Genomic DNA, 26870 nt, shown 5'->3' with positions numbered 1-26870 from the left:
CGGTGATACGAGTTCGGAAGAACTGCTGAAAGCGACCGGCTCGGATCCCGTGGAGGGAGACTGTGCGCCCCTCTTGACGCTCCCTGGCACAGCCGTGCGGCGCGCGCAGGCCCGCACATGCCGGTGGGGGCTGCTCTCCGCCGGGCCGAGTCCATTCCGCAGCCGATTCCGCCGGGCCGCATCACCCGAAGCGGGTGAAGGGAGGACGGCAAGGCGCATGGGACGCTTGCTGTCCGGAAGAGGCGCAGATGTGTCGCGGCAGCGGCCGACTCGCTAATCTCCGACACTATGGAGCCCGACATGACGCCAACGGCCCTACGGCGTCTGCTGTTGCTGCGGCACGCCAAAGCCGACCGCCCTCCCGGGACGGCGGACCACGAGCGGCCGCTCTCCGCGCGTGGCCGGCGGGACGCGCGGGCCGCGGGCCGGCTGCTGGTCGAGGAGGACTGGCTGCCCGACCTTGTGCTGTGCTCCACGTCCCGCCGCACCAGGGAGACCTGGGAATTGGCGGCGTCGGCCCTGGGGAGCCTGTGCTCGGTGCGGTACGAGCCCCGCCTCTACCACCCGCCCGTCCCGGAACTGCTGACGGTGGTGCATGAAGCGCCCTCGCACATTGCGACATTGTTGTTGGTCGGGCACAACCCGAGTCTGCGGGACACGATTCTGGCGACGGCCGGAGACGGAGTCGGCAGCGGGCTCCAAACGGTGCGGGAAAAATTCCCCACGGCCGCGATCGCCCTGCTGACCTGGCGCGGTACGTGGAAGGAACTCGATTCGGGTACGGCCCTCCTGACGGAGACGGCCGTGGCTCGCGGGCCCCGTCGGGACAACGGGTGACGTTGGTGCGGCCATGCTCCGCGCCGCGCTCCTCGCGGCCTCCCGGAGTCTGCCGTACGGTGTCCTCACGCGGACTCGTCGCCGTACGTTCGTCCCATGGTCGTCGCCCCGGACCTCGGCGGCTCCTGTCACTCGGGAATGCCTGTCACGCACTTTCGCATCGTCGCGTCGAAGGCACAGGCGTTCTCCAGCACCCTTCTCCGCCGAGCAGCCGGCATCTCGATCCGTAGTCCTCTGAAAGGACTGACTGACGATGACCGACGTGGAAGCAGGACGCATCGAGTCGCTCATCGCACCGCTGAGAGTTGCGCCCGGGAGGAAGGTCGACCTGGCGACGGACTTCGACCCGAAGTACGAAGCGGGTGTCGCCAAGAAGGCAGACGGTGTCGAACTGCTGCGAGTGGGCATCGAGCTGCTCGCCGAGTATCAGCGGCGGCTGGCCGCCGAACAGACGCGAGGGGTGCTGGTCTGCTTGCAGGCGTTGGACGCGGGCGGCAAGGACGGCACGATCCGGCACGTGATGAGCGGGATGAGCCCGCAGGGAGTGCGCGTGGCGAACTTCAAGGTGCCGTCCGTGGAAGAGCTGGACCACGACTACCTCTGGCGCTATGCGCGTCGGCTGCCCCGGCGAGGTCAGATCGTCATCTTCAACCGGTCCCACTACGAGGAAGTCCTGGTGGTACGGGTACACCCGGAGAATCTCGACCGGCAGCGGCTCCGCCCGTCGGCCAGGGGCGGCAGCATATGGAAACGGCGCTATCGGGAGATCAATGCCTGGGAGCGATATCTGACCGACAACGGATTCTCCGTTGTCAAACTGTTCCTGAACCTCTCCAAGGAGGAACAGCGCATGCGGTTCCTCAAGCGGATCGACGTGCCGGAGCGCAACTGGAAGTTCTCGGCCGCCGATGTACGCGAACGGGCACACTGGGACGAATACCAGCTGGCCTTCTCGCACATGCTCACCGCCACCAGTACCAAGTGGGCTCCCTGGTACGTCATCCCGGCGGACCGCAAGTGGCGCGCGCGGCTCTGTGCGGCCGCCGTGCTCGCGCACACACTGATCGGCCTCGATCCGCAGTACCCGAAAATGAGCGCACCGGCCCGCCGGGAGCTGGCCAAGGCCAGGAACGAGCTCGAAGAAGAGGCCCACCGTGGAAGCGGGTGACCGGAGCAGCCGGGCAGCGGAAGCCGGAAACCGGTACGCGAACTCGCCGGAGGAGGTGGCAGCGGCCTTCGCGGTGGACCCGGCTGTCGGCCTCTCCGCCGCACGCGCTGCCGAGTCGCTGAGCCGGGACGGCCCGAATGCGTTGCCCGAGGAGAAGCCCGGGCCCGGCCGGCGGCGGTACCTGGCCCAGTACCGCAGCTACATGCCACGCCAAGCCCCGGCTGCGGCCCGGATCGCGGCGGCGGCCCTGGAATGCCGCAGCGAGACCGGCACCGTACTGACAACCGCCGGCTTCGACAGCAAGCAGACGAACGGGGCGATGCTGGTGGAGTTCGTCCTCGCCGTGCTGGTGACGCAGACGGACGTGTTCCAGCGCCTGCTGGGCACCACCCCGCTCGACCTGAGGCAGTTCGCCTCGGCCCTGGTACCTGCCGTAGCGCTGCTGGCGTTGTGGGAACTCGGCAAGCTCATCGCTCGCAGGCGAGGACATGTCGCGTGACGGTGTACGGCCACGGCCGACGGCTGCGGCCGCCGTGCGGCGTGCCGTACCCGGCCTTCGTGCGCTCTCGTCCTACCGACGCGAGTGGCTTGCCAAGGACCTGATCGCCGGTGCCGTCCTGACGACCTTGCTGGTGCCGCAGGGGATGGCGTACGCGGAACTGGCCGGACTGCCGCCGATCACCGGCCTGTACACCTCCATCCTCTGCCTGCTCGGCTATGCGGCGTTCGGCCCGTCGCGGATTCTGGTGCTGGGTCCCGACTCCTCCCTCGGCCCGATGATCGCCGCCACCGTCCTGCCGCTCGTGGCGGCCGGAGGAGAACCCGGGCGAGCGGTCGCACTCGCCTCCATGCTCGCCCTCATGGTCGGCGGCATCATGATCCTGGCCTCCGTCGCCAAGCTGGGCTTCGTCGCCGACCTGATCTCCAAGCCGACGATGATCGGCTACATGAACGGCCTGGCACTGACCATCCTGATCGGACAGCTGCCGAAACTGCTCGGCTTCCGTGTCGAGGCCGAAGGCCTGGTCGAGGAGGCTGTCGGCGTTGTCCGGGGAGTGACCGGCGGGGCGGTGGTCCCGGCGGCAGCGGCCGTCGGCTGTCTGGGCGTCGCACTCGTCCTGGTACTGCAACGCAGGATGCCGAAGGTGCCGGCCGTCCTCGTCATGGTGGTGCTGGCGATCGCAGCGACGACCTTCCTCGACCTGGCCGAGCACGGCGTCGACACGGTGGGCGTACTTCCCGAGGGCTTCCCGCCGCTCACGATCCCGCACATCCGGCTGAGCGACCTCGGCCTGCTGCTCGCCGGCGCCCTGGGAATCGCGCTGGTGTCCCTGGCCGACACCATCTCCACCGCCTCGGTCTTCGCGGCCCGCACCGGCCAGGAGGTCCAGGGCAATCAGGAGATGGCCGGCATCGGCGCGGCCAACCTGGCCGCCGGGCTCTTCCAGGGCTTCCCGGTCAGTACGAGCGGATCACGGACGGCGGTGGCCGAGCGCGCCGGGGCCAAGACCCAGCTCACGGGTCTCGTCGGAGCCGCCCTGATCACCCTCATGATCGTTATGCTCCCCGGCCTCTTCCGCGACCTCCCGCAACCCGTACTGGCCGCCGTCGTCATCACCGCGTCCCTCTCGCTGATCGATGTCCCGGGGGCGGCGCGGCTGTGGCGGCAACGCAGAATGGAATGCCTGCTGTCGGTCGCGGCCTTCCTCGGCGTGGCACTGCTCGGCGTACTGCCCGGCATCGCCATCGCCGTCGGACTGTCCATCCTCAACGTGTTCCGGCGGGCATGGTGGCCGTACGAAACCGTGCTCGGCAGGGTGGCGGGCCTGGAGGGCTTCCACGACATCCATTCCCACCCCGGCGCCGATCACCTGCCCGGCCTGGTTCTCTACCGGTTCGACGCGCCCCTGTTCTTCGCCAACGCCAGGACGTTCCGCGACGCGGTGCTGAAGCTCGCCCGGAGCGACCCCCCGCCCGCCTGGATCGTGATCGCGGCCGAGCCGGTGACCGACGTGGACACCACCGCCTCCGACATCCTGGAAGAACTCGACGAGGCGCTGAACGCCGGCGGCACAAGCCTTGTGTTCGCCGAACTCAAGGACCCGGTGCGGCGCAAGATCGAACGCTACGGCCTCACCCGCACCATCGATCCGGGCCATATGTTCCCCACCGTCGAAGCCGCCGTCGCCGCCTTCCGCGCCCGCACGGGTGCCCAGTGGACCAGTACGGACCGCGACACCCGCCCGTGAGCCTACGGACGTCGACCTCGCTGCTTCCTGGCGGCGAGGCAGTGCCGCAGAAGTACCCCCAGAGCGGCCGGCTTTGACGCACCTGCTTCCTCGTGCAACAGCTTGGCGCCCCTGCTCCGCACGTCCTCCAGTTGCAGTTCCTGTACGCGGATGAAGGCGCGCAGGAAGGGTTGGTTTTCCGGTGCCACCAGGTCGGGGAGGTCCCGGCAGGAGGCCAGGCCGGCGCTGATGGTGCGAGCCCGGTCCTGGACGAGCTGCTCCAGTGCGGGTGTGGATGCCGGGGAGGGGGTCAGGAGGTCATCGACTTCGAGCCCGAAGTGCGCCAACTCTTCGCGGGAGATGCCGATTCGGCCCTGCGAGGTGTCCTCGGAGAGGTCCGCGAGGAAGTCGGCGCGCTGCATGGCCTCGATCAGGGTGCGGCAGCCGCGTTCGAATGCATCGGCTTGCTCTGTCTCTGCCGTCGGCGCCACCAGCGACGCGGTGAGCATGAGTGCTGGATGCGAGTAGGCGTCCACGTATGCCTGGAAGTCGCCCTCGGTCCCGAAGCCCGTCCAACCGGCCTCCACCTGCGCGCCGTCCAGGAATTTCCGGACGTACGCCGAGAGGTGTGGGTGCCGCTCTGTTGCGTCGGCCAGAGCTCTGAGCGTGGGGTGATCGGACGTGCCGTGCTCCACTGCCTCCGCGACCTGGCGGCTCCAGGAGCGGAGTGCGTCCTGCCGGGTGGCCACTTCACCTACGTCGATACGCCTGTCGGTTTCGTGCATGAACGCCACGGTGGCGATGACGGACGGTTGGAGACGCGCCGGCAGGAGCAGCCGAACGGCCAGGAACTCCTGGGGCTTGAAACGGCGGACCAGCCGACGCTGGGCTTCGTAGTCCTGCCGCAGCGCTGGATCGTTGATGCCGGCCTCGGTGAGCGCGGTGGGCCACCTGGTCAATGCTTTCCTCGTTCTCGTGGTGCGGTGCTCACCGGAGAGCCTATGGGTGTCGGCGCACATGCACCACGTCCATGTGCGCCGTGTTGATCTCGCCGCCACGCGGTCGGAGAGCTACCGCTGATCCGTCGCGGCCACCTCCGATACCGATACGCCCCGCTTCGACGTCAGGCCGCCGAGCGGTACCTCATGGTCGAGGCCGACGAACTTGTTGTCTTCCTGCCCCAGGGCGGGTTCGAGCAGGGCGTACTTCGCCTCGTCCCAGGTCTTCCAGTCGTCCAGGAGCAGGCCGCTGGTGTCACCGGAGTCAGGGTTGAGGCACCAGAAGGTCTGGTGGATGCGGTTCTCGGCGATGAAGTCCCGCAGTGCCGTCATCCATTTCTGGTTGTCCCCGCCGTCCAGCCGGCCACCCCATTCACCGACCAGCAGGGGAGCGGTGCCGGATTCCTGGAGGAAGAACCAGTTGGGGCGCCATACGTCCTCGGTCAGTGTCTGCTTCACGTCCATGGCGAGGACGGTGTCGTCGTCCTTGTAGCGTTCGGCGGCCCACTCCCAGGCCGTGTAGAAGTCCTCGCTGGTGATGGTGCCCTTCCACCGGACCGGGTAGATGTGCCCCGCGTTGTCGGCCTCGGCGCTGTGCACGTCGAGCATGACCTTGAGGCCGTACTTCTTGCAGAGCGCGAGCCAGTGGTCGAAGACCGGAACAGCTCACCGCCCGCCGCTCCGACGGCGCGATCCTCGTCGTCTCCGACCTCACCCTGCACCAGCGCACCAAACTGAAGGCCCTGGACATCCCGTTCGTCCTCGTCGTCCTCGTCGTCCTCGTCGACCTCGTCGGCGCCGTCGAGACCGGCGTGCCGACGATCGGCGCGACGAACTGGGCAGGTGCCATCGCCGCCACCGAACACCTCATCGGTCTCGGCCACCGGCGCATCGCCCACCTCGCCGGACCGCGCCACCTGCTGTGCAGCAGGGCACGCGCCGACGGGTTCCGCGCCGCCATGGAGCAGGCCGGCCTCGACATACCGCAATGGGCGGTGCGCCACGGTGAGTTCACCGACCCGTCGGGCCACGCCGAGATGACCGCCCTCCTCGACGAGGCCGAACGCGCCGGTCACGCCCCACCGACGGCGGTCTTCGCCGCCGGCGACCTCCAGGCCTTCGGCGCCTATGCCGCGCTGCGCCAACGGGGGCTGCGTGTCCCGCACGACATGAGCGTCGTCGGCTTCGACGACGTTCCCGTCGCCCGCTGGAGCGACCCCACCCTCACCACGGTCCACCAGCCGCTGCAGGACATGGCTGCCATGGCCGCGCGTACGCTCCTCCGCCTGATCGACGGCGAACACGTGGACCTGCCCCGTGTCGAACTCGCCACGCGGCTCGTCGTCCGGGACAGCACAGCTCCACCCGTCCAGGGCGTGGAGGCACAGCCGTAGTGACCGGGCCGTGGCCAGCTGCTGTTCGGGGCGGTGAGAGGCGCGTGCCCGGGGGAACCGGGGGAAGGGGCCAGGCCGGTCAGGTGGTCCGGGCGGCTTCCGACGCGGCCGCGCGGGGGCCGTGGGTGCGGAGCAGGTCGATGAATTCGCCGGTGCGGGTGGCGAAGGCGGCGTGTTCGGGGAGTGCGTCGCCGAGGAGACCGTCGTCCAGTACCGCCGCGGCGAAGGACGGCCCGTCGGCGGTGCGGGCGCGCAGGGCCGCGAGGCGTTCGCGGGCCGGGTCCACCATGGCGGCCGCGTGCTCACCGGGGTCGAACCCGGCCGGCGGGGCCAGGCAGCACAGGTAGGCGGCGACGGTGAGGGCGAGGTGGTGCGGCATCCGCCCGGCCCGCAGCTGGAGCAGCGCGGGGTCGGGGACCCGCTGCCGCAGCTTGACGGAGCCGTCCGAGCCGACCTGGCGGGTGCGGTGCCCGAGCGCGGAGTTCGCCCAGCGGGTGAAGAGCTGGTCCACGTACGCGTCCAGGTCGACGTCGTCGGGGACCGTGAGGCTGGGGAGGTACTCGCCGAGCAGGACGGTGCGGGCCGCCTCCGTGACGAAGGGGTGCGCCGTGGACTGCGGAATGGTGTCGCACCCTGCCAGGGCGCCGAGGTACGCGATGAGCGAGTGTGTGCCGTTCAGCAGCCGGACCTTGAGGAGTTCGTACGGCTCCACATCGTCGGTGAACAGCGCTCCGCCCGCCTCCCAGGCGGGGCGCGACGCGGCGAAGCGGTCCTCCAGGACCCACATGGTGAACGGTTCGGCGGGGACGGGCACGTCGTCGCGCACGCCGAGCGCCTCGGTCACGGCGGTGCGTTCCGCGTCCGTCGTCGCCGGCACGATGCGGTCGACCATGGTGTTGGGGAAGGTGACGTTCCCGGCGGCGATCCAGGCGCCGAGCGGCGCGCCCTCGCTCTCCGGCAGCTGGCCGACGAACTCCTCGATGAGGCGGCGGGTGTGGTCGCCGTTGCCGACGAGGTTGTCGCAGCTGAGGACGGTCACGGGGGAGCCGTGGCCGTCGGCCCGCTCCTGGAGGGCGCGCACGATGCGGCCCAGGGTGGTGCGGGGCGCGGTGCGGTTGCCGCGCAGGTCCGCCCGGACACCGGGGTGGTCCAGGTCGAGGCCGCCGGTGCGGGGCGAGTACGTGTAGCCGTGCTCGGTGACGGTCAGGGAGATCACGCGGGTGCCGGGGGAGGCCAGGGCGCGCTGTACCGGCTCCGGTTCGCGCGCGGCGACCAGCGCCCCGGTGTGCACGGCGGGGATGGCGCAGCGCAGTCCGGCCGGGGACACCTCTGCGACGGTGTAGCGCAGGTCCTGGGCGCGCAGCGCGTCGGCGACGTCGGCGGAGCGTCCCGCCACGCCGAGCACTCCCCACTGGCCGTCCTCGCGGGCGAGCGCGGCCGCGGTGTAGACGGCCTGGTGGGCGCGGTGGAAGTTGCCCAGGCCGAGGTGGACGATGCCGGTGTCGGCCGGGCCGAGGGTCCGGTGGTGCAGTAGCGCGCCGGCCGGTGACGAGGCGGTGCTCAGGCGGGGAGTGGTGGTGGGGGCGGTGCTCATGTGCGGGTACGTCCTTGCTCCGGGAGGGTCACCAGTCGGTCATCGAGCCGTCGCGGCGCCGGGCCACGGGCAGATAGGCGGGCTCGTAGGGGTGGCGGGCGGCGAGCTCCTCGTCGACCTCGACGCCGAGGCCGGGCGCGTCTCCCGGGTGCAGGTGCCCGTCCTCGTACGACCAGGAGTGGCGGAACACCTCGTGCACCAGCGGGTCGTAGCCCATGTACTCCTGGATGGCGAAGTTGGGGGTGGCCAGGCCGACATGGAGCGAGGCGGCCAGGGCGACGGGGGAGACGTCCGAGGGGCCGTGCGGACCGAGCTTGACCTGCCAGACGTCGGCGAGAGCGGCGATGCGGCGCAGGTGGCTGATGCCGCCCGCGTGCGTGACGCAGCAGCGCACATAGTCGATGAGCTGCTCGGTGATCAGGCTCTGGCATTCCCAGATCGTGTTGAAGACCTCACCGATCGCGAGGGGGACGGTGGTCCTGCCGCGAATGGTGCGCAGCACCTCCTGGTTCTCGGCGGGGGTGACGTCCTCCAGCCAGAACAGGCCGAGATCCTCGACGGAGCGGCCCAGTCGTGCCGCCTCGTTGGGGGTGAGGCGGTGGTGGGCGTCGTGCAGGAGTCCGACCTCGGGGCCGATGTGGGAGCGGGCCGCCTCAAGTGCCCTGGGGGCGTGCCGCAGATACGCGTCGGTGTCCCAGGTCTCCTCGACCGGGGCGATGCCACGCCCGGCGGGTTCGTACGCGGCCTCCTCCCGGGTGACGCCGTAGACGACGTCCAGTCCCGGGACGCCGGTCTGGGCCCGTACGGCCTTGAATCCCTGGGCGAGCCGGGCGTCGAGGGAGTCCAGAAGCTGGGGGATGTCCCAGCCCTTGGCGTGGGTGTAGGACAGGATCCGGTCGCGTACGGCACCGCCGAGCAGCTGGTAGACCGGCAGCCCCGCGGCCTTGCCCTTGATGTCCCACAGGGCGAGGTCCACCGCGCCGATGGAGGTCATGGTGACCGGGCCGCGGCGCCAGTAGGCACCGCGGTAGAGGTACTGCCAGGTGTCCTCGATGCGGGCGGGGTCGCGGCCGATGAGGAGCGGGGCCAGATGGTCGCGGAGGTAGGCGGCGACGGCCAGCTCACGGCCGTTGAGCGTGGCGTCGCCCCAGCCGACCAGACCCTGCGCGGTGGTGATTTTGAGGGTGACGAAGTTGCGGGCCGGGCTGGAGACCAGGACGTCGACGGCTGCGATGCTGTCGGGCTTGCTCATCAGGGGCGCTCCACGGTGTTGGCGAGTTCCTCACCCGCGGCCGGCCGCCGGATGCCGGCGGCGATATCCGCCGCACGGGCGGTGTACGCCCCCAGCCCCCGGTCAGCTTCGACAATCTTGCGCAAGTCTACCGGCCGCAGGCGGTCCGTCTCGGGGGTGATCCCATGCAGCGACCAGGCCCACATAGTCGGCAAGCTTGCGCAAGATTGTCAATGGTGTGTCGAGGGAAGACGTGTCCGGGGCTCGGCTCCCTGCTGCCGCGCGGGCTACCACTCCGTGCGGGCTACCACTCCGTCAGCGAGCCGTCGGCGTTCCGCCACACCGGGTTGCGCCAGCGCTGGCCCACCTCGGCGGCCCTGCGCACGGCTGCCTCGTCGATCTCGATGCCGAGCCCCGGCGCGGTCGGCAGGCCGATGTGGCTGTCGGCGAAGTCGAAGACGCTCTTGTCGACCAGGTAGTCCAGGAGATCGGAGCCGCCCTTGGTGTTGTAGTGGATGCCCAGGCTGGTCTCCTGGATCAGCGCGTTGGGGGTGGCGAAGTCGATCTGCAGCGAGGCGGCGAAGGCGATCGGGCCGAGCGGGCAGTGCGGGGCGAGCGCCACACCGTGCGCCTCCGCCATCGCGGCGATCCTGCGGACCTCGGAGATGCCGCCCGCGTGGGACAGGTCCGGCTGCGCGACCGCGATCCCCGAGCCGAGCAGATCGCGGAAGTCCCACCGCGAGTAGAGCCGCTCACCGGTGGCGATCGGTACGGTCGTGGACGAGCAGATCCGCCCGAAGTCCGCGGACAGCTCCGGCACGATCGGCTCTTCGACGAAGAGCGGATGCAGCGGCTCCAGCAGGCGCAGGGCCTCGCGGGCCACCGCGGGCGAGACGCGCCCGTGGAAGTCGATGGCGATGTCGGCCTCGTCACCGATGGCCTCGCGTACGGCTGCGACGCGGCCCACGAGCGCGTCCAGTTCGGCCTTGGACTCCAGCGCGCGGGCCTTGCCCGTCCCGTTCATCTTGACCGCGTCGAAGCCCTGTTGCATACGCTCCAGCGCGTGCTCGGAGACCCCCGCCGGCTCGTCACCGGCGATCCACGAGTAGGTGCGCATCCGGTCGCGTACCGCGCCGCCGAGCAGTTCGTACACGGGCACGCCGAGGGCCTTGCCCTTGATGTCCCACAGGGCCTGGTCGATGCCGGCCACCGCGCTGGAGAGGATGGGCCCGCCCCGGTAGAAGCCGCCCTTCGTCATCACCTGCCAGTGGTCCTCGATACGGAACGGGTCCTGGCCTACGAGGTGGTCGGAGAGTTCCTCGACGGCCGCGGCGACCGTGGCCGAACGGCCTTCGACGACGGGCTCACCCCAGCCGGTGATGCCCTCGTCGGTGCGGAGGGCGAGGAACAGCCAGCGGGGAGCCACGGAGAAGGTCTCCAGCGCAACGATCTTCATCGGTCTTCCTTTCCGGTACGGAGTCCGCTTCCGGCGGTGGTTCGGGTGGTCCTGATCGTCTCGACGAGCTCGGGGAGCCGCGCGTACTGTTCCGGGTCGGCCAGCACCGATCCGAGCGATACCGCGGCGGCCCCGGCGCCGAGGAATTCCTCGGCGTTCGCCAGGTTGATCCCGCCGGTCGCGACGAATCGCGCCTCCGGGAACGGGCCCCGCATCGAGGTGATCCAGGCCGGGCCCAGGTCGGTGGCCGGGAACGCCTTCAGCCAGGTGAGACCGAGCGCCTCGGCCTGCTGGATCTCGGACGCGGTCGCGACGCCCGGCAGATGGGGGAGGCCCGCGGCGAGCGATGCCTCGGCGACCTCGCGCGAGAAGCCGGGGGCCACGGTGAAACGCGCCCCCGCCCGTGCCGCCTGTGCGACGCGCTCGACCGTGGTCACGGTGCCGGCGCCCACCACGGCACCGCGCTCCCGGCCTGCCTCGACCGTGGCGCGGAGCGCGGCCACCGCCGTGTCGTTCTGTACGGGCACTTCGACGAGCCTGATGCCGATGTCCCAGGCACGGCGGCTCACCGCGACCGTGCGTGCGACGTCAAAACCGCGGAGGATCGCCATGAGGGGCAGTGCCTCGAACGCCTCCTGGAAGAGCTTCCCGGAGATGTCCACGCCGGACGTGTTGCCCGCGGAGGAGGTCATGCCGGACGTGTTGCTCGTGGATGCGGTCATTGGGTCCACCCGAGTGCTCGCGAAATGGTCTGTGCGGTCTGCCGGATGGCCGGCAGGTGCCCCTGCAGGGCGGTGAGATCGGCCTGTGCCTTGAGCGCCGTCACCGAGACGGCCGTACTCACGGTCCCGGTGCCGTCCCGGACGGGGACCGCCACGCAGTTGACGAACGATTCGTACTCCCCGTCGTCCTCGGCCCAGCCCCGCGCCCTGATGTCGCGCAGCCGGGCCGCGAAAGCGTCGGCCGTGGTCACCGTGGTGTCGGTGAACCGCTCGTACACATATCCGTCCAGCAGCTCGGCGCGCTCCTGCTCCGGCATGAACGCGAGAATCGCCTTGCCGACGCCGGAGCTGTGCAGCACGACCGGCTTTCCGATCTGCGAGTACAGCCGTACGCCGCCCTGCGGCTCGACCTTGTCGACGTAGATGACGCGCCCGTCCTCGACAGTGGCGATGTGCACCGTCGCCCTGAGCTTGCGGCCGAGCTCGACGAGGAACGGGTGCGCGATCGCGCGCAGATCGAACTGCTCCAGCGCCGCCTGCGCCAGCCCGGCGAGCCGGTACCCCACGGCGAAGGTGCCGTCTTCACGCTTGCGCGCGAGGCCGCCCTGGCAGAGGTCCTGGAGCAGGCGCAGCGCGGTGGTCCGGTGCACGCCGAACCGTTCGGCGATCGCGGTCGGGTGCTGCGGGCCCTCGCTCAGCATCTCCATGATCTGGATGGCCCGCTCGACGGCCTGGCTCACAGCACCGTCCCTTCCGGGCGGGCCGCGGACGGCAGATCGCGCAGGGAGGACGCGTCGACGTGATCGTTGACCGAGCCGAGGGCGAAGGCGGCGACCCGGTGCCCCAGGCGCAGCCGCTCGGCCCGGGCGGCGCCCCGCAGCCAGGCCGACAGGTAGCCCGCAGCGAACGCGTCACCCGCGCCGACCGGCTCCACGACCTCGACCCGCTCGGCCGGGACGAACGTCCCCGGGTCCGCGCCGGAACCCGAGGCGAACAGCACCGCGCCGACCTCGGCGTTCTTCACCACCACGCTCACCGACGGCCCGATCAGGTCGCGTACGTCCTCGGCGGTGGTGGTCCCCCAGACTTCCGCCGCCTCGTCGAGCCCGACGAACACGACGTCGGCATTGCGGGCGAGGGCGAGCAGCGGCGCGGCGGCGTCCTCCGTACGCCACAACGCCGGGCGGTAGTTGACGTCGAACGAGCGGAGCACCCCCGCTCCGCGCGCCCGGTCGAACAGGTCCGTAGCGGTCGCCGCGCAGCTCGCCGACAGTGCGGCGGTGACTCCCGACAGGTGCACCAGACGCGTCGAACCGATGGGGAGCGTGTCCAGGTACGCCGGGGTGAGCCGGGACGCCGCCGACCCGGTCCGGTAGTAGTGCACCCGGGTGCCGCCCTCGGGGGAGGGGTCCTTGAAGTAGACGGCGGTGGGGGCCGACGGGTCCCGCTCGACGTGACGCACGTCCACGCCGGGCCGAGCGACCGCGGCAAGCACCCGGTCGCCGAGCGGGTCGCTGCCGACCCGGCTCGCCCAGGCCACGGAGTGGCCCAGATCGGCGAGGTACTGTGCCACGTTCGACTCGGCACCCGCGACGCCGAGGGTCGCGTCGCGGGCCGTGGCGAGCCGCTGTCCCTGCTGGGGTGCCACCAGGACCATGGCCTCCCCGAGGCACAGGACTTCGTGCTCCCCGGGCCGCGGGACTTCGTGATCTGACACTTCTGCTACACCTCTGCGTATTGGACGTCGATCGGAGTGCTGCCGTCACTGTCCCCGGACTTGACGGCCTTGCGGCGCAGCGCGCGGGGTGCGGTCTCCGGCAGCAGCAGCACCGAAACGGCGGTGATGACTCCCGAGAGTGCCATGTAACCGGCGAGCAGCCATGGGCTGCCCCCTCCGGCATGGACCAGAAGGGTGGCGATGAACGGCGCGGTGCCGGAGAACAGCACGGCCGTGCTCTCGCGGGCGAGCACCAGGCCGCTGAACCGCACCTCGGTCGGCAGCAGTTCGGAGAAGAAGGAGCCCGAGGGGCCGAAGATCAGCGAATTGAGCAGCACGGCGAACGCGAGACAGACCGCCATCGTGATCACCGGCAGCGACTTCGTCCCGACGAGCAGCCAGAAAGGCGCGGCGAAGAGGGCTGTCGCGAGCGCACCGGCGATGATCAGGGGACGCCGCCCGAACCGGTCGGAGAGCCAGCCGCAGACCGGTACGCCGATGACGGACACGGCCGCGGCGATGGTGATCGCGATGACCGCCACATTCGCGGGCATTCCCAACTGCTGTGTGGTGTAGGCCGGGAGATATCCCTGGATGGAGTACGACGCGACGGCCGTGGCGGAGCCCGCACCGATCATCAGCAGAATGGTCCTGCCGTGGCTGCGGACGGCCGCGGTCAGCGGCAGCTTCTCCTTCTTGCCCTCCGCGACCGCTTCCTTGAACGACTCGCTCTCATCGGCCACGTGCCGGAGGAGGAAGCCGCCGATCACCACGATGACCGACGCGAGGTAGGGCAGGCGCCAGCCCCAGCTCAGGAACGACTCCTCGTCCATCGACGACACGACCGCCATCGCACCGGACGCGCACACCACGCCCAGGAACTCGCCACCGCCGGGCAGCGCCGCGAAGAATCCGCGCTGGGTGGGCTTGGCGCTCTCGGTGGTCCACACATACGCGCCGCCGAGCTCCGCGCCGACCCCGAGCCCCTGGAGGATGCGGCAGAACACCAGCAGGATCGGCGCCCATATGCCGATCTGCTCGTACGTCGGCATCAGCCCGATGGCGATCGTGCCCACGCCCATCAGCACCAGGGTGATCTGGAGGACCGGCTTGCGGCCCCACCGGTCGCCCAGGTGGGCAAGGACGAGCCCACCGAGCGGGCGGGCCGCGAACCCCACCGCGAAGGTGGCGAACGACGCCAGCGTCGCCACGAACTCCGACTCGCCGGAGAAGAAGATCTTGTTGAAGACCAGCGCGGCGGACGTGCTGAAGAGGAAGAAGTCGTACCACTCCAGCACCGACCCCACGACCGCGGCCAGGGCGTTGCGCTTGCGGGAGCGCTGCTGTGGATCATCGGCGGGTGTCGCGGTCGGTCGAAGCTCTGCCATGCGTGCTCCTTTGCACAGGGCACACGCCGGCTCCCACGGCGCCACGACGCCGCGAGGCTCCGTGCCGCCCGAGGTGTTTCGCTCACGTTAACCACAGCCAAAGCAATCTGTGCACAGGTTGTGCGCATAGTGCACAGCAGGTCTCCGTGCGACTCCTCGGCGGGCCAGGACCGGACTCAGGCCGTGGCGAACCTCGTGATCACGGCGTCCGGCCGGATGCCCGGGAGCGCCTCGCGGAAGATGCGGTAGTAGCCCAGTTCTTCCTTGCTGCGCAGTTCAGGGGCGCCCTCCTCGGCCGCCGCGGCGTCGAACTCGGCGTCGGTGATCCGGGTGGCCCACCAGGGGGTGAGGACGCTCTGCGCGCCGCTGCCGGTACCGAACTGCTCCTTGCGGCGCCACAGCAGGTGCTCGGGGAGCCGGCCGGCGAAGGCCCGGCGCAGATGGCCCTTCTCCATGCCGTCGTCCTCCAGCGTCTTGAGCGAAGCGGGCAGCGACATGGCGTGCGCGATGACATCGGCGTCGAGGAAGGGGACACGTGCTTCGAGGCCGTGCGCCATGGTGACGCGATCGCAGCGCTGGAGGTTCAGACCGTGCAGCGAGGTCACGGTGCTGCGGAGTTCGGCGTCCAGGGCGTCGGGGGAGGGGTGCCGGTCGTGGTAGTAGCCGTAGCCGGCGAACAGCTCGTCCGCGCCCTCGCCTGTCAGCACCGCCTTGACGTGCCGGGAGGCGAGTTCGGACAGGAACCAGTTCGGAACCGCGCTGCGGATCAGGCTGGCGTCGAACGACTCCACGCACCGCACCACGTCGCCCACGACCTTCTCCGCCGACCCGGCATCGAGCAGCGCCTCGTGGTGCTCGGTACCGAGATACGCGGCGGCGTCCCGGGCGGCCAGCAGGTCGGGGGAGTCCGCCGTGCCGACGGCGAAGGTCTTCAGGCGTCGGCCCTGCCGCGCGTAGGCCTCGGCGGCGATGGCAGCCACCAGCCCGGAGTCGAGACCGCCGGAGAGGAACACGCCGACCTCGACGTCGGCCATGAGGTGTCGCCGCACGGACGCCGTGACGGACTCGAACGTGGCCTTCTCGACGACCTGCTGCGGCAGGCCGGCCCAGCCGTCGTCCCGGGCGCGGGCGGGCACGGCGTCCGCGAACCGGCGCAGGCCGTCCTCCGGGGTCCACCAGCAGCCGGGCGGGAACGTTTCGACGTGCCGCTGCACCGCGGGTGCGAAAGCCCTCAGCTCGGAGGCGAAGTGGACGGCTCCGCCGGTGTGCGCCCAGTACAGCGGCTTGATCCCGACCGCGTCGCGGGCGGCGACGAAGCGGCCGGCGGGCGTGGCCGCGCACAGTGCCCACATGCCGCGCAGCCGGTGCAGGCCCGCGGGGCCTTCGGTACGCAGCACGGCGAGGGCGGCCGAGGAGTCGGAGAGGGAGTCGAAGGCGTGCGCGGGGAGCTGCTCACGCAGGGCCCCATGGTTGTAGATCTCGCCGTTGCACACGAGTGACCAGTCGTCCGCGCCCCGGCTGCCGCCGAGGGGCTGGTGTCCGCCGTCGAGGTCGACGATGGACAGCCTGCGGTGGCCGAGCCAGGTGTGGCCGCCGACCGTACGGGTTCCGCTGTCGTCGGGGCCGCGGTGGGCCAGCCGGTCCAGCATCCGGTGGGCCGAAGCGTCGGCGCACGCGGTGGCGATGTCTCCGTCATGGCTGTGTAGGGCTGCGATTCCGCACATGACTCACGACCGTAGAGGGGGTGCATGCGAATGAGGCAATGCGAGTTGCTGCATACGCACGCGCACGACAGTGTGGCGGTATGGGAAGCGACAGCCTGAGCAGCGTGCGGCGCGCGCTGGACGTGCTCCGGGTCCTGGGGCAGGGGCCGATGGGCGTGCAGGAAGTGGCCCAGGCGCTGGGCAAGGAGAAGTCACAGATCTCCAGGACGCTGAAGCTCCTGGCCGAGGAGGGCTTCATCGAACGGGATCCCCGTAGCCTGCGCTACCACGTCGGCTGGCAGCTGCTCGCCCTGGCCGCCTCCGCGGGCGAGGACCGCCTGCAGCGCGAGGCACCGCCGGTACTGCGCGAGCTGGTGCACCAGGTCGGCGAGCCGGCGTACCTGACGGTGCTGTCCGGTCACAGCGTCGTCACGGTGCTCACCGAACGCACCTCTCGGGGGTTGCAGGCGCACGAGTGGATCGGCCGCAGCTCGCCGCTGAACTGCACGTCCGCTGGTCGCGCCCTGATGTTCAACCTGCCGGACCGGGAGGTGGCGGCGTTGCTGGCGACGGAGGACGGCGAGCCGCTGCCGGGTACGGACGCCGCGCCGCGCGATGTGCCGTCCGTGCTCGAACGGCTGCGGACGGAACGGTCGCGCGGCCATGCCGTGGCAGTGGAGGAGATGGAGCCGGGCCTGATCGCGGTGGCGGCCCCCGTCCACGACCACCGGGGCCACGTCATCGCCGCCGTGAACGTCTCCGCCCCCGTCTTCCGGCTCCCGCCGGAGGCGGTGCCGCGGACGGTCGACGCGGTCGCTGCCGCCGCGCACCGGCTTTCGTCGCGCCTCAACGGAGGCGAACAGCGCGCGGACCGATGACGACATCGCGGTGGCGCAGGGGCGAGTGGGGCGCGTTGTTCAGGGGTATGGCGGGACATGGTCGCATCCGTGCGACGCGTCGAAGAGAAAGGCGCCGAACGCCATGAACAGATCCGCCTCCCGAGGCTTCTTCCGTACCGGCCTCGTGCTTCTGGTTGCCGCAGTGGCGTCGACGATGCCGGCCACCGCGGCGAGTGCGACCGTGCCGGCGGAGGTGTCGCAGCACGCTCGGGCCGGGGCGCGAGCGGACACCGCGCGTGGCTGCGCCATCGTCTACTTCGATCTGGGCGAGACCCTGGTGCACACGGCCGAGGACTCCAGCACCGGCTATATGCCCGGCGCTGCCGCCTATCTGCGCGAGTTGCGGGAGCGGCACATCAAGGTCGGGCTGATCACCAACGTGCCGTCCTCCTGGGGCGATACGGACGCCGAACGTGCTGCCGCGCTGAAGAAGGAGGTCGACGGTTCCTGGAAGGGCTCCGCCCCCTTCGCCTGGAAGGACTTCGGCGACCGGATCCGCACTCCGCGCACCGAGGCGGAACGCAAGCCGGCGCCCGTCCTCTGGGAGCGTGCCAAGGCGGATGCGGACGGCTGCCGTCTCGTCTACCAGGCCGAGACCGCCGAGGAGACCGAGGTCGCGGCCTCGCTCGGGTACGTGGCCTACCGGATCGGGCAGCCGTTCCGCCCCGCCTACCTCCCGGCCCGTGTGATCGAGATGCTGGCGCGCGGCCCCCGCTGACGCTCCGCCGTGCTGCCGGTCCTGCGCACCACCTTGCCGCGCAGGACCGGCAGGACCAGTTGGAAGGCGCCCAGCAGCACCGCGGTCGCCAGGGCGCTGTGCCAGAGCAGGGCGTCCAGGCGTCCGGCGGAGAGGTAGGCGCCCACGGCGACGGCCGCCAGTGCGCACACCCCGCGGTCCACGATCGACTCGACCGACAGCAGCGTCGCCCGCGGGGCGTGGGCGGGCACGGCGTCGTTGACCAACTTGCGCTGGACGGGGTACGCGAAGCCGGCCGCGGCGGCGAACAGACAGAGCAGCGCGACGACGGCCCACGGCCCGCCGAGCGTCATGGCCGCCAGGGTGCCCGCGAGCGCGAGGCTGAGGACCGACACCCAGGCAACCGGCGACAGCCGGCGGCTCAGCCACTGGGGGCGGGCCGAGGCCACCGCCTCCGACACCGTCATCGCCGCCATCACACCGCCGTGCGACGCCTCAGCGATGCCGTGGTCCAGCAGGATCGGCTGGAAGAGGTTGACCTGACAGATCCGGGAGAGCGTGAACACGGCCACGCCCTGCACCATCACCAGGGCCAGCCACGGTGAGGAGACGACGCAGCGCAGCGCGGCGCCCGCGTCCCGCAGGAACGCGCCGCCCCTGCGCCCTCCGTCCGCCCGGCCGGCCGCCTCGCCCGTGGCGCCGCCCGTCCCCGCCGGCCGCGGCAAGGCGACGACACAGGCGAGGGAGCCAGCCGCGCCCACCGCGCTGAGCAGATACGGCGCCGAGTGAGTGAGGGCCATCAAGGGCCCGACCAACGGCCAGCACACGACCTTGGCCGCGAGCCCCAGCGCCCGTGCGGTGCCCTCCGCCCTGAGGTAGTGCTCCTCGCACCGCTCGGCGCGCAGCCCGTCGTACAGGTACGCGCTGGCCGCCCCCGAGGTGAGGGAGCGGCCGGCGGCGATGGCGAGGAAGTGGACGAGGAACCCGGTGTACGAGGCGCTGAACACCGGGGCGAGGTTCGCCGCCGTCATCACGACGGCACCGGCCCGCAGGCAGTTGCGGGTGCCGATCCGGTCGGCGATCAGCCCGGTCGGGATCTCGAAGAGGCAGAAGGCCACGTAGTAGATGCTCTGGATACCGAAGATCTGCCCGTCGGAGAGTCCGGCGTCCCGCTGGTAGGCGTAGAAGACCGGCATCCACCACAGCAGGTTGAACAGCAGCTGGAAGCCGTAGTTCAGCCGGATGATGCGGCGGGCGGTGCCGGTCGGGGGCCTGACCGCGGGCCGCGCGGCTGAGCGGGGGAGGCGGGGGCTCACAGCGCGTAGGGGCGGATCTGGACCAGGCGGAAGTCGCCCCGGTCGGTCAGCAGCCACTCGATGTCCAGCGGGTCGTCCACCTCGGGCGCGCTGAAGTGGGACTGCAGCAGCCGCCCGGTCAGGGACAGGTCCGCGAGCCGGGCGCGCGTGACGGCGGGCAGCCCCTCGCCCCAGGAGCCGAGGGCGACGGTGCGCCCGCCGCCCTCCACGGTGTTGTAGAGGTACTGCTGCGGCAGGACCTCTCCCTCGACGACCTGTTCGGGCGAGCCCGGGGAGCAGTTGAGGTAGACGTTGCGGAAGTCCTCGCGCCGGGTCGGGTTGCAGGTCACCAGGACGCCGCCGAGCGCGGCGGGGAGGTACACCTGGATGATCACGCCCATGTACGTGTCGTCCAGGGAGATGCCCACCTGGTGGCGCAGCCGCACGCTGCGCGGCGAGAGCAGGGAGGCCCACACCTGCCGCACGGCGTCGAGAAGTGCGCCGGTGCCGCGGACCGTGGTGACGGAATCGTAGACACCGGCCGCGGAGAAACCCGGGAGGTCCTCGGCGTTGGAGGAGGAGCGCACCACGAGGCGGCCGCCCCCGGCGAGCGGGGCGGGGAGGGCCCGGGTGATCTCCCCGGCGACGGACTCGGGCAGCGGGGTGTGCCGGATGAGCTGCTGGATCTGCAGGCAGAGCGGGTCGAGCACATCGGTGGCGTCGAGTTCGAGCGCCATCTTCAGTTTGCCGATGCCCTGCTGGAGCGCCGGTGAGGAGGTGAGGAAGCGGTGCAGAAGGGAGAACGGCAGGGCGACACCCTCAGGGGCTTCGACCGTGCCGGCCACGAAGGCGGCCGCCGCCGAGCGGAGTTCGGCCGCCGAGGGCGAGCGCAGGCCGAGCCGCGCCGCGAGGTGTCCGTACAGGTCCTCCCGCGGCGGGCGGGGGCGGCCGTAGTACGAGGTGAGGTCGGCCGTACGGCTGTCGAGTACGTGGTGCAGCTCTCCGAGGTTGGCCGCCTTGGTGCCGTAGCGGTCCCGGTCGGCGCTGCGCAGCCGGTGCAGGGAGAGTACGGGTGCGTCCTCCAGGAGCGGTGGGTCCAGCTGGATGCGCTGCTGGTGCCAGGCCGGCGCCCGCAGTTCAGGGGCCTGCTCCAGCCGCTCCAGTGTGATCTCGTCCTCGCGCACCCGGTAGCGGACCCAGGCGCCGTCCAGGCCGTCCTTCCCGACCAGCTGCTCCAGATCGCGGACGATCGCGTTGGGGATGCCCCACCCGGAGGCGAGGACGTTGGTGTGGGACAGCGGGGTGATGGGCGCGGTGTTGATGAATCCGGCCACTCGCCGCACGTCGTCCGGCAGGCAGGCCATGGCGACGATGTCCGACCAGCCGAGCCCGTCGGCCGCTGCCCTGTACTCCGCCATCGTGCGGAAGCAACGCAGCCGGCCGGTGGCCTCCCCGAGGTTGAGCGGGGTCCGGGTCCTGGTGCCGAAGAGTTCGTGGCTGAGGATGCGCGGCACCCGCTGCTCGCTGACCGCGGCCAGCTCCTCCTCCTGGCCGTGATTGGCGGGCTTGAGCAGCAGCGGCAGCCTGCCGTCGACGCGCTCCCGTACGAAGGCGTGGAAGAACTCCAGCAGCTCTCCGTGCATGGTGTCGGCCTCGGTCGTCTCCAGCACGAGGAAGGTGCGCTCGCGGCCCTCCGCGTCCTCGTCGGTGTGCAGGGAGAGCACCCCGAGCAGGAAGCGGCGCTCGGGGTCCATGTAGACGGAGGCGTTGAACTCGTCCAGCACCGCGTCGAGTTGGGTGATCCCCATGCCGAGTACGCGGGTGGCGATGTAGTTGACGTGGAAGGGGTGCGCGGCCGTGTCGAGCAGGTGCCAGGTGTCCTCGGCGCGGTCAACGACGATCTTGAGATACGGGTGGCCGGCCAGCACCCCGGACAGGGTGCGGAACAGCGGCAGCGAGAGGTTCTCGCCGACGACCGTGCGGTCCGTCGCGGGTTCCGGAGCGTCGGTGGGGAGCGCAGTGGTGCTCATGCGGGGGCTCCCTCGGACCGCACTGCCGACCGGGCTCGCAGCCGGGCGGCGGGCGCGGGCTGCGACGGCGCGGACACGGACGGGGCTGTGGCGGACACGGCGGGCGGCAGCACGCCGGGCAGCGCGTCCACCAGGGTCGTGAAGTCGCGGAGCACGGTGCGCGCGTCGGCGGCCGAGAGCAGACACAACGCCGCCATCGTGTTGGCTCCGCCGGCGGGGTCGTAGACCGGCACGGTGCTGCCGTCGGGCAGCGAACTCTCCGGTACCACCGAGAGGGTGCTGCCCTCGCTCAGTGCGACGGCCTCCCGCACCACGGGGAAGTCCCACACCCTGCGGTCCCGCCAGGGCTCGCCGTGGCCGTCCACCGCCAGGACGACGAGGGAGCCCGCGGCGCCTCGTGCCTGCTCGGGGCCGAGGGCCCGCTCGGGCCAGGCGACGGGGCGGCCCAGGAGATGGTCCACGAGCATGCCGACGAGGTCGAGCCCGAAGACCTCCTCGATCTGCGGGACGGTCATCGCGCCACCGAACCGGGCGGCCGTCTCGATCAGCCACATACGCCCGCCGGCGCCGAGCTTGATCTCGGTGTGCGTGCCGCAGTCGCGCAGACCGAGGGCGTCGACGGCCTCCCGGGCGAGGGCCACGACGCGGTCCTGGAGGTCCGCGGGCAGCAACGCGGGGGTGATGCCGGCCCGCTCGGTGAACGGCTGCACCGTCGGCATCCGGCCGCTGACACAGACCGGCCGGAAGACACCGCCGGTCACCACGCCCTCGACGCTGACGTAGTCGCCCCAACCGGCCTCGTCGAACCACTGCGCGGCGTCGCCGGTCACGATCTCCTCGACCACGAAGTGCGCGTCCGCCTCGGCCACATGGAGCTCGGCGAAGCCCAGCCGGGCGGAGGCGGCCATCGTCTCGCGCGAGCGCCGCCAGGCGGCGTCGGCCTCCCGCGGGGAGCCGATGACCTGATGGGCGGTGGAGCCCGCGCTCCACGCCGCCTTCAGCAGCATGGGCGCGTGCAGGACGGCGACGGCCTCGTGGAGTTCCGCCCGCGTGGTGACGGGACGGAACGCAGGCTGCGGCAGGCCGCGCCGGTGCCAGGTGTGCCGCATCATCCGCTTGTCGCGGGCGAGCGCCGCGGCGCCTCCCGCCCCGGCGAGGCCGAGCGCCTCGCATGCCTCGGCGACGGCCACGACCGCGTACTCGGAGAAGGTGAGGACCGCGTCCGCGCCGACGGCTTCGGCTCGCGAGACGATCAGCGCGACCAGGTCGGAGCGCTCCGCGTCGGTGGGCATCACGACCGAGGCGCACAGGCTTCTCGCGGACTCGGCGACCGCCGGCGGAGGCGCGCTGAGCGCCAGCAGGTGCACTTCCGCCCGCGCGGCCGCCCGGGACAGGACATGGCCGAGCGGCGGACCACCCTTGGCGTGCACCAACAGCACCGTGCTCACTGAAATTCGTCTCCTCTCGCCTGCCCTGTCCGAGGCATCGGGCAGTGGCCCGGCCTCGCTGACTGATCGCCCGGCCCGGTCCCGCCCTTGGGTCGCGCACGAGGTGGACGGGTGCGCAACCCGCGTAGAACACGACGGGTGACCGGCGGCGCACTCAAGGGAACCAAACGGTGTGGCCCGGAAGTGTCACAGAAGGCAGGGGCCGGTCAGGCAAATGCCAAAGTCGCCGGCATTGCCGGTTGAAGGCAGGAGTTCCGGGTCACACAGGGCGAGGTGTGCGGGGGCGCCCTCACGCCTCGGAGTCGGCCGAGAACCGAGCATGGGCGGGTTCCGCGCGGGATAGGCATCGCAAGGTCACCTCCCGCCGACCGGTGGGAACATGGACGGAAAGGCCGTCGTGGACGATTCCGGTCTCAGAGCACTGCTGGAGCACCTCCCCGTGTCCTGGTGGGAGGCCGACGAGCAGTGGCGCGTCGTGGAGAGGGGCGGCGGCGCCTTCACCGACCTGCCCACCACGCAGCGCTTCCTCGACCGCACGCGCCAGGAGATGTCCGCTCCGGGACACTCCCTCGAAGACGGCCGGGGCCTGGTCCAGTTCGACGGCCGGACATTCGACGTGCGATGGCCCCTGGGCGAGAACCGGGGCGAGGCCTGTACGCGCGGGATCGCGGTGGAGGCCGGTACGCAGCCCGCGGGCGGCCGCCCGTACGCCGCCTTCGCGGAGTTCGCCGACTTCGCCCCGGCCGCGGCCTTCATCCGCGACGACGACGGCTGCTACCTGTGGGCCAACCATTCCTACGCGCACCTCTACGGCACGACGCCGGATCGGGTCGTCGGCAGCCGTATCGAGGATCTCGACACCCCTTCCGACGCCGCCCAGTTCCGAGCCCTGGACCAGGAGATCCTCAGCCGCGGCAAGCCGGTGCGCCACCACTTGCGCTATCACCGCGCGGACGGCAGCACCGGACAGGCGGCCGGCCACCGCTTCCCCGTCCAGGAGAACGGCCGGACCTGTGTGGCCGGGATCTACGTCGACATCACCGAACACGCCCGCGCGATGAACCAGCGCCGCGAGGCCGAGGAGAACCTGCGGGCGCTGCGCGACCACAGCGGTCTGCCCTGCGCGCTGCTCTCGGTCAACGGCCGTATCGAACAGGCGGGCACGGCCACCGCCGAACTGTTCCGGGCCCGCCTGTCCGACCTGGTCGGCCGCCGCGCGCACACGCTGCTCGCCGCCGCGTCCGACCTCCGCCCGCTGCGCCTCGCGTGGGAGGCGCTGATCACCCGCCGCGTCAGACGGGTGGAAACCTCCGCCGTGCTCCTCGATGCCGAGGGACGCCAGCGCCGCGCGCAGCTCCACCTGACCACGGTGTGCGGGTCCGCCGGCCGCGTCACGCACGTGTGGGCCGTCGTCACCCACCAGAGCATCGCCCACGAGGCCCGGCCCCCGCTCACCGCCGCGCAGATCCGCATACTGTCCCTCCTCGCCAAGGGCAGCACCAACGCCGAGATCGCCACCTCGCTGAAGCTCTCCCGGCAGGCGGTCGACTACCACCTCAGCCGGCTCCGGGACCTCCTGGACGCCGCGACCAGGCCCGCCCTCGTGGCCCGCGCCTACGTCCTCGGCATCCTCGCCCCCCGCGCCTGGCCCCCGCACCCGGCCACGACCACGCACCCCCTCAGCACCCCCTGAGACGGGACCGGCGATCTGGACGCCACGCCCTGGTGCCGTGCAGGCTCGTGCCTGCGCGTGCGGGAGCCTCCCCGGCGCGGACGACTGCGGGCTGTCGGACGATCGGAGTGGGGACTGTGGCGACACGTCGTACGGTGATCAAGGCAGTGGGTGCCGGGGTAGTCGCGAGCGGGCTGTCCACGCCTGCCGCGGGTGCTTCCCGGGCGGCGGGGACCGACGTACTCATGGTGGTGGAGAAGTCCGGCCACGCGGTCAGCTTCTACGACACCGCGTCGGGGAAGCGTCAGGGGACGGTACGGCTGCCGGACTACCCGCACGAGATGGTCGTCGACTCGCGCAGACGGTACGCCTATGTCGGGCATTACGGCGTGCGGATGTCCTCCACCGTCGGCGAGGGCGGCGCCGCGGTCTTCGTCATCGACCTGGCCGGGCGTTCCCTGGCCCGGACGATCGACACCCGGCCGTTCAACCGCATTCACGGCATGGGCATCGACGCGCACGACCGGCTGTACGCCCTGAGTGAGGAGAAGGCGGTACTGCTCGGCTTCGACGCCCCCTCCACCGACCAGGCGCCGACCAGGGCGGTGCCCACGCACGGCGTGAAGACGCACTTGTTCAGCCTCAGCCGGGACGGTGAACGCGCCTACGTCACCGGGCTGTTGTCGCACACGGTGAGCCTCGTGCGCCCCCACGACGCCGCCGTACCGCCCGTTCTGGCCACCCCCGGCCAACTCCCCGAGAGCAGCTGTCTGAGCCGGGACGAGAAGACGCTGTTCGTCGGGGCCCGCAAGAGCTCCTCGCTGGTCGCGCTGGACGCCCGCACCATGAAGGTACGGCGGAGCCGGAAGACGGGCGGAGACCCGTTGCGGGTCTATCCGCTCGATGACGAACGGCTGCTGGTGACGGACATCGTCGCCAAGTCCCTCACCACCTGGAGCACCGATCTGCGACCGCTCCGCTCCCTCCGGCTCGACGGCACCCCGTCCGCGGTGTCATTCCACCCCGTCAGGCCGCTGGCCTATGTGTCCCTGCTGGACACCAACCGGGTCGCCGTGGTCGACCTGGACCGGTTCGCCGTCGTCGACGGCTTCGCCACGCAACTGGAGCCGGACGCTTCGGTGCTGCTGCCGGGACGGTCCTGAAGCGTGCGGCCCGGGATGGTGAGTGACGCAACTCCTGTGTACGTGGCGTTCGTACCGTCATCGCTTCGATCATGGAAGGCGGTCGCTGTGCGACCGACCACCCCCGACTCGTCAAGGAGCGTTGAGGAGCGTTATGGACATCGGCGTCTTCATCCCGATCGGCAACAACGGCTGGCTCATATCGAAGAGTTCTCCGCAGTACATGCCGACCTTCGCACTGAACAAGGCGGTGGTGCAGAAGGCCGAGGAGCACGGACTCGACTTCGCCCTGTCGATGATCAAGCTCAAGGGCTTCGGCGGTGACACGGAGTTCTGGGACCACTGTCTTGAGTCGTTCACGCTGATGGCCGGCCTGGCGGCCGTGACCGAGCGGATCAAGCTGTACGCCTCGACGCCGATCCTCGCGCTGCCGCCGGCGATCGTCGCGCGGATGGCGGCCACCGTCGACTCCATTGCCCCCGGGCGGTTCGGCGTCAACATCGTCACCGGCTGGGCGCCCGGTGAGTACGCGCAGATGGGCCTGTGGCCCGGGGACGGGCATTTCGGCAACCGTTACGACCGGGCCGTCGAATACGTCACCGTGCTGAAGGAGCTGTGGAGCGAGGGCGTCAGCGACTTCAAGGGCGAGTTCTACGAGATGGACGGCTGCGTACTGTCCCCGCGGCCGGCCAGTGGCCACATGGACATCGTCGCGGCCGGCCAGAGCGGCACCGGTATGCGGTTCGCCGCCGAGCACGCCGACTACAGCTTCGTCCTGGGCAGCGGTGTCAACACCCCGCTCGCGCTCTCGGACACCACTGCCGCGCTCATGGACGAGGTACGGGCAACCGGCCGCGACGTCGGCGCGCTGTCGCTGTTCATGGTCGTCGCGGACGAGACCGACGAGGCGGCCCACGCGAAGTGGCGGGACTACCACGACAACGCCGACCTCGCGGCGCTGGCGTACATGGCGGGGGAGACGGCAGCGGACGCGACGGACGACGAGTCGGCCACCGCCCGGACCATCTCGCTGCCCGAGGGCGCCGTGAACTTCAACATGGGCACGCTCGTCGGCTCGTACGGGACCGTCGCGGGGATGCTGGACGAGATCGCCGAGGTGTCCGGTACCAAGGGGATCATGCTGGTCTTCGACGACTTCCTCGAAGGGATCGACAATTTCGGGACCCGCATCCAGCCGCTGATGAGGTCCCGGGCGGGGCGTGCGGTGGCGACACCGTCTCGCCGGTAGTC

21 protein-coding genes and 2 pseudogenes are annotated in these 26870 nt (G+C 71.0%); 10 read left to right on the top strand and 13 right to left on the bottom strand.

Going from position 1 to position 26870, the window contains the following annotated elements; genetic code table 11:
- The first annotated feature begins 300 nt into the window (after window positions 1–300).
- From ACZ6WH_RS14670 to ACZ6WH_RS14655, 4 genes are all read left to right on the top strand, one after another.
- Window positions 301–837 (top strand): SixA phosphatase family protein, encoded by a 537-nt coding sequence (locus tag ACZ6WH_RS14670; RefSeq protein ID WP_432861314.1) that lies wholly within the window; start codon window positions 301–303, stop codon window positions 835–837.
- A 253-nt stretch (window positions 838–1090) separates the two neighbouring features.
- A complete protein-coding gene (locus ACZ6WH_RS14665; RefSeq protein ID WP_469728533.1) occupies window positions 1091–2005 on the top strand; it encodes a polyphosphate kinase 2 family protein in 915 nt (304 codons plus the stop codon).
- Window positions 1992–2504 carry a cation transporting ATPase C-terminal domain-containing protein gene (locus ACZ6WH_RS14660; protein ID WP_469728531.1) on the top strand — a complete coding sequence of 171 codons (513 nt, stop codon included), beginning with the start codon at window positions 1992–1994 and terminating at the stop codon, window positions 2502–2504. The genes ACZ6WH_RS14665 and ACZ6WH_RS14660 overlap by 14 nt, the downstream gene beginning before the upstream one ends.
- Window positions 2494–4254 (top strand): SulP family inorganic anion transporter, encoded by a 1761-nt coding sequence (locus tag ACZ6WH_RS14655; protein WP_469728529.1) that lies wholly within the window; start codon window positions 2494–2496, stop codon window positions 4252–4254. The genes ACZ6WH_RS14660 and ACZ6WH_RS14655 overlap by 11 nt, the downstream gene beginning before the upstream one ends.
- Window positions 4255–4256: 2 nt before the next feature.
- Here ACZ6WH_RS14655 and ACZ6WH_RS14650 read toward each other — a convergent pair whose 3' ends face one another.
- Window positions 4257–5252: a squalene/phytoene synthase family protein gene (locus tag ACZ6WH_RS14650; protein ID WP_469728527.1), complete on the bottom strand. Its 996-nt coding sequence runs from the start codon at window positions 5250–5252 to the stop codon at window positions 4257–4259.
- Window positions 5253–5303: 51 nt separating this feature from the next.
- A pseudogene (locus ACZ6WH_RS14645) lies at window positions 5304–5873 on the bottom strand (cellulase family glycosylhydrolase); the annotation flags it as partial.
- A 17-nt stretch (window positions 5874–5890) separates the two neighbouring features.
- Here ACZ6WH_RS14645 and ACZ6WH_RS14640 point away from each other — a divergent pair.
- A pseudogene (locus ACZ6WH_RS14640) lies at window positions 5891–6625 on the top strand (substrate-binding domain-containing protein); the annotation flags it as partial.
- Between the two features lie 79 nt (window positions 6626–6704).
- On the opposite strand, the gene ACZ6WH_RS14635 reads toward ACZ6WH_RS14640, so the two are convergent.
- The 8 genes from ACZ6WH_RS14635 to asnB form a co-directional block, all read right to left on the bottom strand.
- Window positions 6705–8219 (bottom strand): mannitol dehydrogenase family protein, encoded by a 1515-nt coding sequence (locus ACZ6WH_RS14635; RefSeq protein WP_469728525.1) that lies wholly within the window; start codon window positions 8217–8219, stop codon window positions 6705–6707.
- A gap of 28 nt (window positions 8220–8247) precedes the next feature.
- Window positions 8248–9471 carry a D-mannonate dehydratase ManD gene (gene manD, locus ACZ6WH_RS14630; protein WP_469728523.1) on the bottom strand — a complete coding sequence of 408 codons (1224 nt, stop codon included), beginning with the start codon at window positions 9469–9471 and terminating at the stop codon, window positions 8248–8250.
- Between the two features lie 283 nt (window positions 9472–9754).
- A complete protein-coding gene (gene dgoD, locus ACZ6WH_RS14625; RefSeq protein ID WP_469728521.1) occupies window positions 9755–10906 on the bottom strand; it encodes a galactonate dehydratase in 1152 nt (383 codons plus the stop codon).
- A complete protein-coding gene (locus ACZ6WH_RS14620) occupies window positions 10903–11628 on the bottom strand; it encodes a bifunctional 4-hydroxy-2-oxoglutarate aldolase/2-dehydro-3-deoxy-phosphogluconate aldolase (RefSeq protein ID WP_469728519.1) in 726 nt (241 codons plus the stop codon). The genes dgoD and ACZ6WH_RS14620 overlap by 4 nt, the downstream gene beginning before the upstream one ends.
- Window positions 11625–12368, bottom strand: a complete 744-nt coding sequence (locus tag ACZ6WH_RS14615; RefSeq protein WP_469728517.1) for an IclR family transcriptional regulator — start codon at window positions 12366–12368, stop codon at window positions 11625–11627. The genes ACZ6WH_RS14620 and ACZ6WH_RS14615 overlap by 4 nt, the downstream gene beginning before the upstream one ends.
- A complete protein-coding gene (locus tag ACZ6WH_RS14610) occupies window positions 12365–13345 on the bottom strand; it encodes a sugar kinase (RefSeq protein ID WP_469728515.1) in 981 nt (326 codons plus the stop codon). The genes ACZ6WH_RS14615 and ACZ6WH_RS14610 overlap by 4 nt, the downstream gene beginning before the upstream one ends.
- A gap of 5 nt (window positions 13346–13350) precedes the next feature.
- Window positions 13351–14733, bottom strand: a complete 1383-nt coding sequence (locus ACZ6WH_RS14605) for an MFS transporter (protein ID WP_469728513.1) — start codon at window positions 14731–14733, stop codon at window positions 13351–13353.
- 176 nt (window positions 14734–14909) lie between these two features.
- Window positions 14910–16457, bottom strand: a complete 1548-nt coding sequence (asnB, locus tag ACZ6WH_RS14600) for an asparagine synthase (glutamine-hydrolyzing) (RefSeq protein WP_469728511.1) — start codon at window positions 16455–16457, stop codon at window positions 14910–14912.
- Window positions 16458–16537: 80 nt separating this feature from the next.
- On the opposite strand from asnB, the gene ACZ6WH_RS14595 reads away from it, so the two are divergent.
- Both ACZ6WH_RS14595 and ACZ6WH_RS14590 read left to right on the top strand, forming a co-directional pair.
- Window positions 16538–17314, top strand: a complete 777-nt coding sequence (locus ACZ6WH_RS14595) for an IclR family transcriptional regulator (RefSeq protein ID WP_469728509.1) — start codon at window positions 16538–16540, stop codon at window positions 17312–17314.
- 103 nt (window positions 17315–17417) lie between these two features.
- Window positions 17418–18053: a hypothetical protein gene (locus ACZ6WH_RS14590; protein WP_469728507.1), complete on the top strand. Its 636-nt coding sequence runs from the start codon at window positions 17418–17420 to the stop codon at window positions 18051–18053.
- Here ACZ6WH_RS14590 and ACZ6WH_RS14585 read toward each other — a convergent pair.
- From ACZ6WH_RS14585 to ACZ6WH_RS14575, 3 genes are read right to left on the bottom strand one after another with little or no spacing between them, the layout of a single operon-like run.
- The gene (locus tag ACZ6WH_RS14585; protein WP_469728505.1) at window positions 18005–19348 is read right to left on the bottom strand and encodes an MFS transporter; all 1344 of its coding nucleotides are present in this window, start codon (window positions 19346–19348) and stop codon (window positions 18005–18007) included. The two genes, ACZ6WH_RS14590 and ACZ6WH_RS14585, sit on opposite strands and share 49 nt — an antisense overlap.
- On the bottom strand, window positions 19345–21357 hold the full coding sequence (locus ACZ6WH_RS14580; RefSeq protein WP_469728503.1) for a PEP/pyruvate-binding domain-containing protein: 2013 nt from the start codon (window positions 21355–21357) through the stop codon (window positions 19345–19347). Before ACZ6WH_RS14580 ends, ACZ6WH_RS14585 begins: the two co-directional genes overlap by 4 nt.
- Window positions 21354–22805 carry an ATP-grasp domain-containing protein gene (locus tag ACZ6WH_RS14575; RefSeq protein ID WP_469728501.1) on the bottom strand — a complete coding sequence of 484 codons (1452 nt, stop codon included), beginning with the start codon at window positions 22803–22805 and terminating at the stop codon, window positions 21354–21356. Before ACZ6WH_RS14575 ends, ACZ6WH_RS14580 begins: the two co-directional genes overlap by 4 nt.
- Before the next feature lie 379 nt (window positions 22806–23184).
- On the opposite strand from ACZ6WH_RS14575, the gene ACZ6WH_RS14570 reads away from it, so the two are divergent.
- The 3 genes from ACZ6WH_RS14570 (at window position 23185) to rutA (ending at window position 26868) form a co-directional block, all read left to right on the top strand.
- Window positions 23185–24498 carry a PAS domain-containing protein gene (locus ACZ6WH_RS14570; protein ID WP_469728499.1) on the top strand — a complete coding sequence of 438 codons (1314 nt, stop codon included), beginning with the start codon at window positions 23185–23187 and terminating at the stop codon, window positions 24496–24498.
- A gap of 116 nt (window positions 24499–24614) precedes the next feature.
- On the top strand, window positions 24615–25640 hold the full coding sequence (locus ACZ6WH_RS14565) for a YncE family protein (RefSeq protein WP_469728497.1): 1026 nt from the start codon (window positions 24615–24617) through the stop codon (window positions 25638–25640).
- A gap of 133 nt (window positions 25641–25773) precedes the next feature.
- The gene (gene rutA, locus ACZ6WH_RS14560) at window positions 25774–26868 is read left to right on the top strand and encodes a pyrimidine utilization protein A (RefSeq protein WP_469728495.1); all 1095 of its coding nucleotides are present in this window, start codon (window positions 25774–25776) and stop codon (window positions 26866–26868) included.
- Window positions 26869–26870 lie beyond the last annotated feature (2 nt).

It is taken from the genome of Streptomyces sp. NPDC050806 (assembly GCF_055586425.1).
This window is presented reverse-complemented; position numbering and strand designations above follow the sequence as displayed.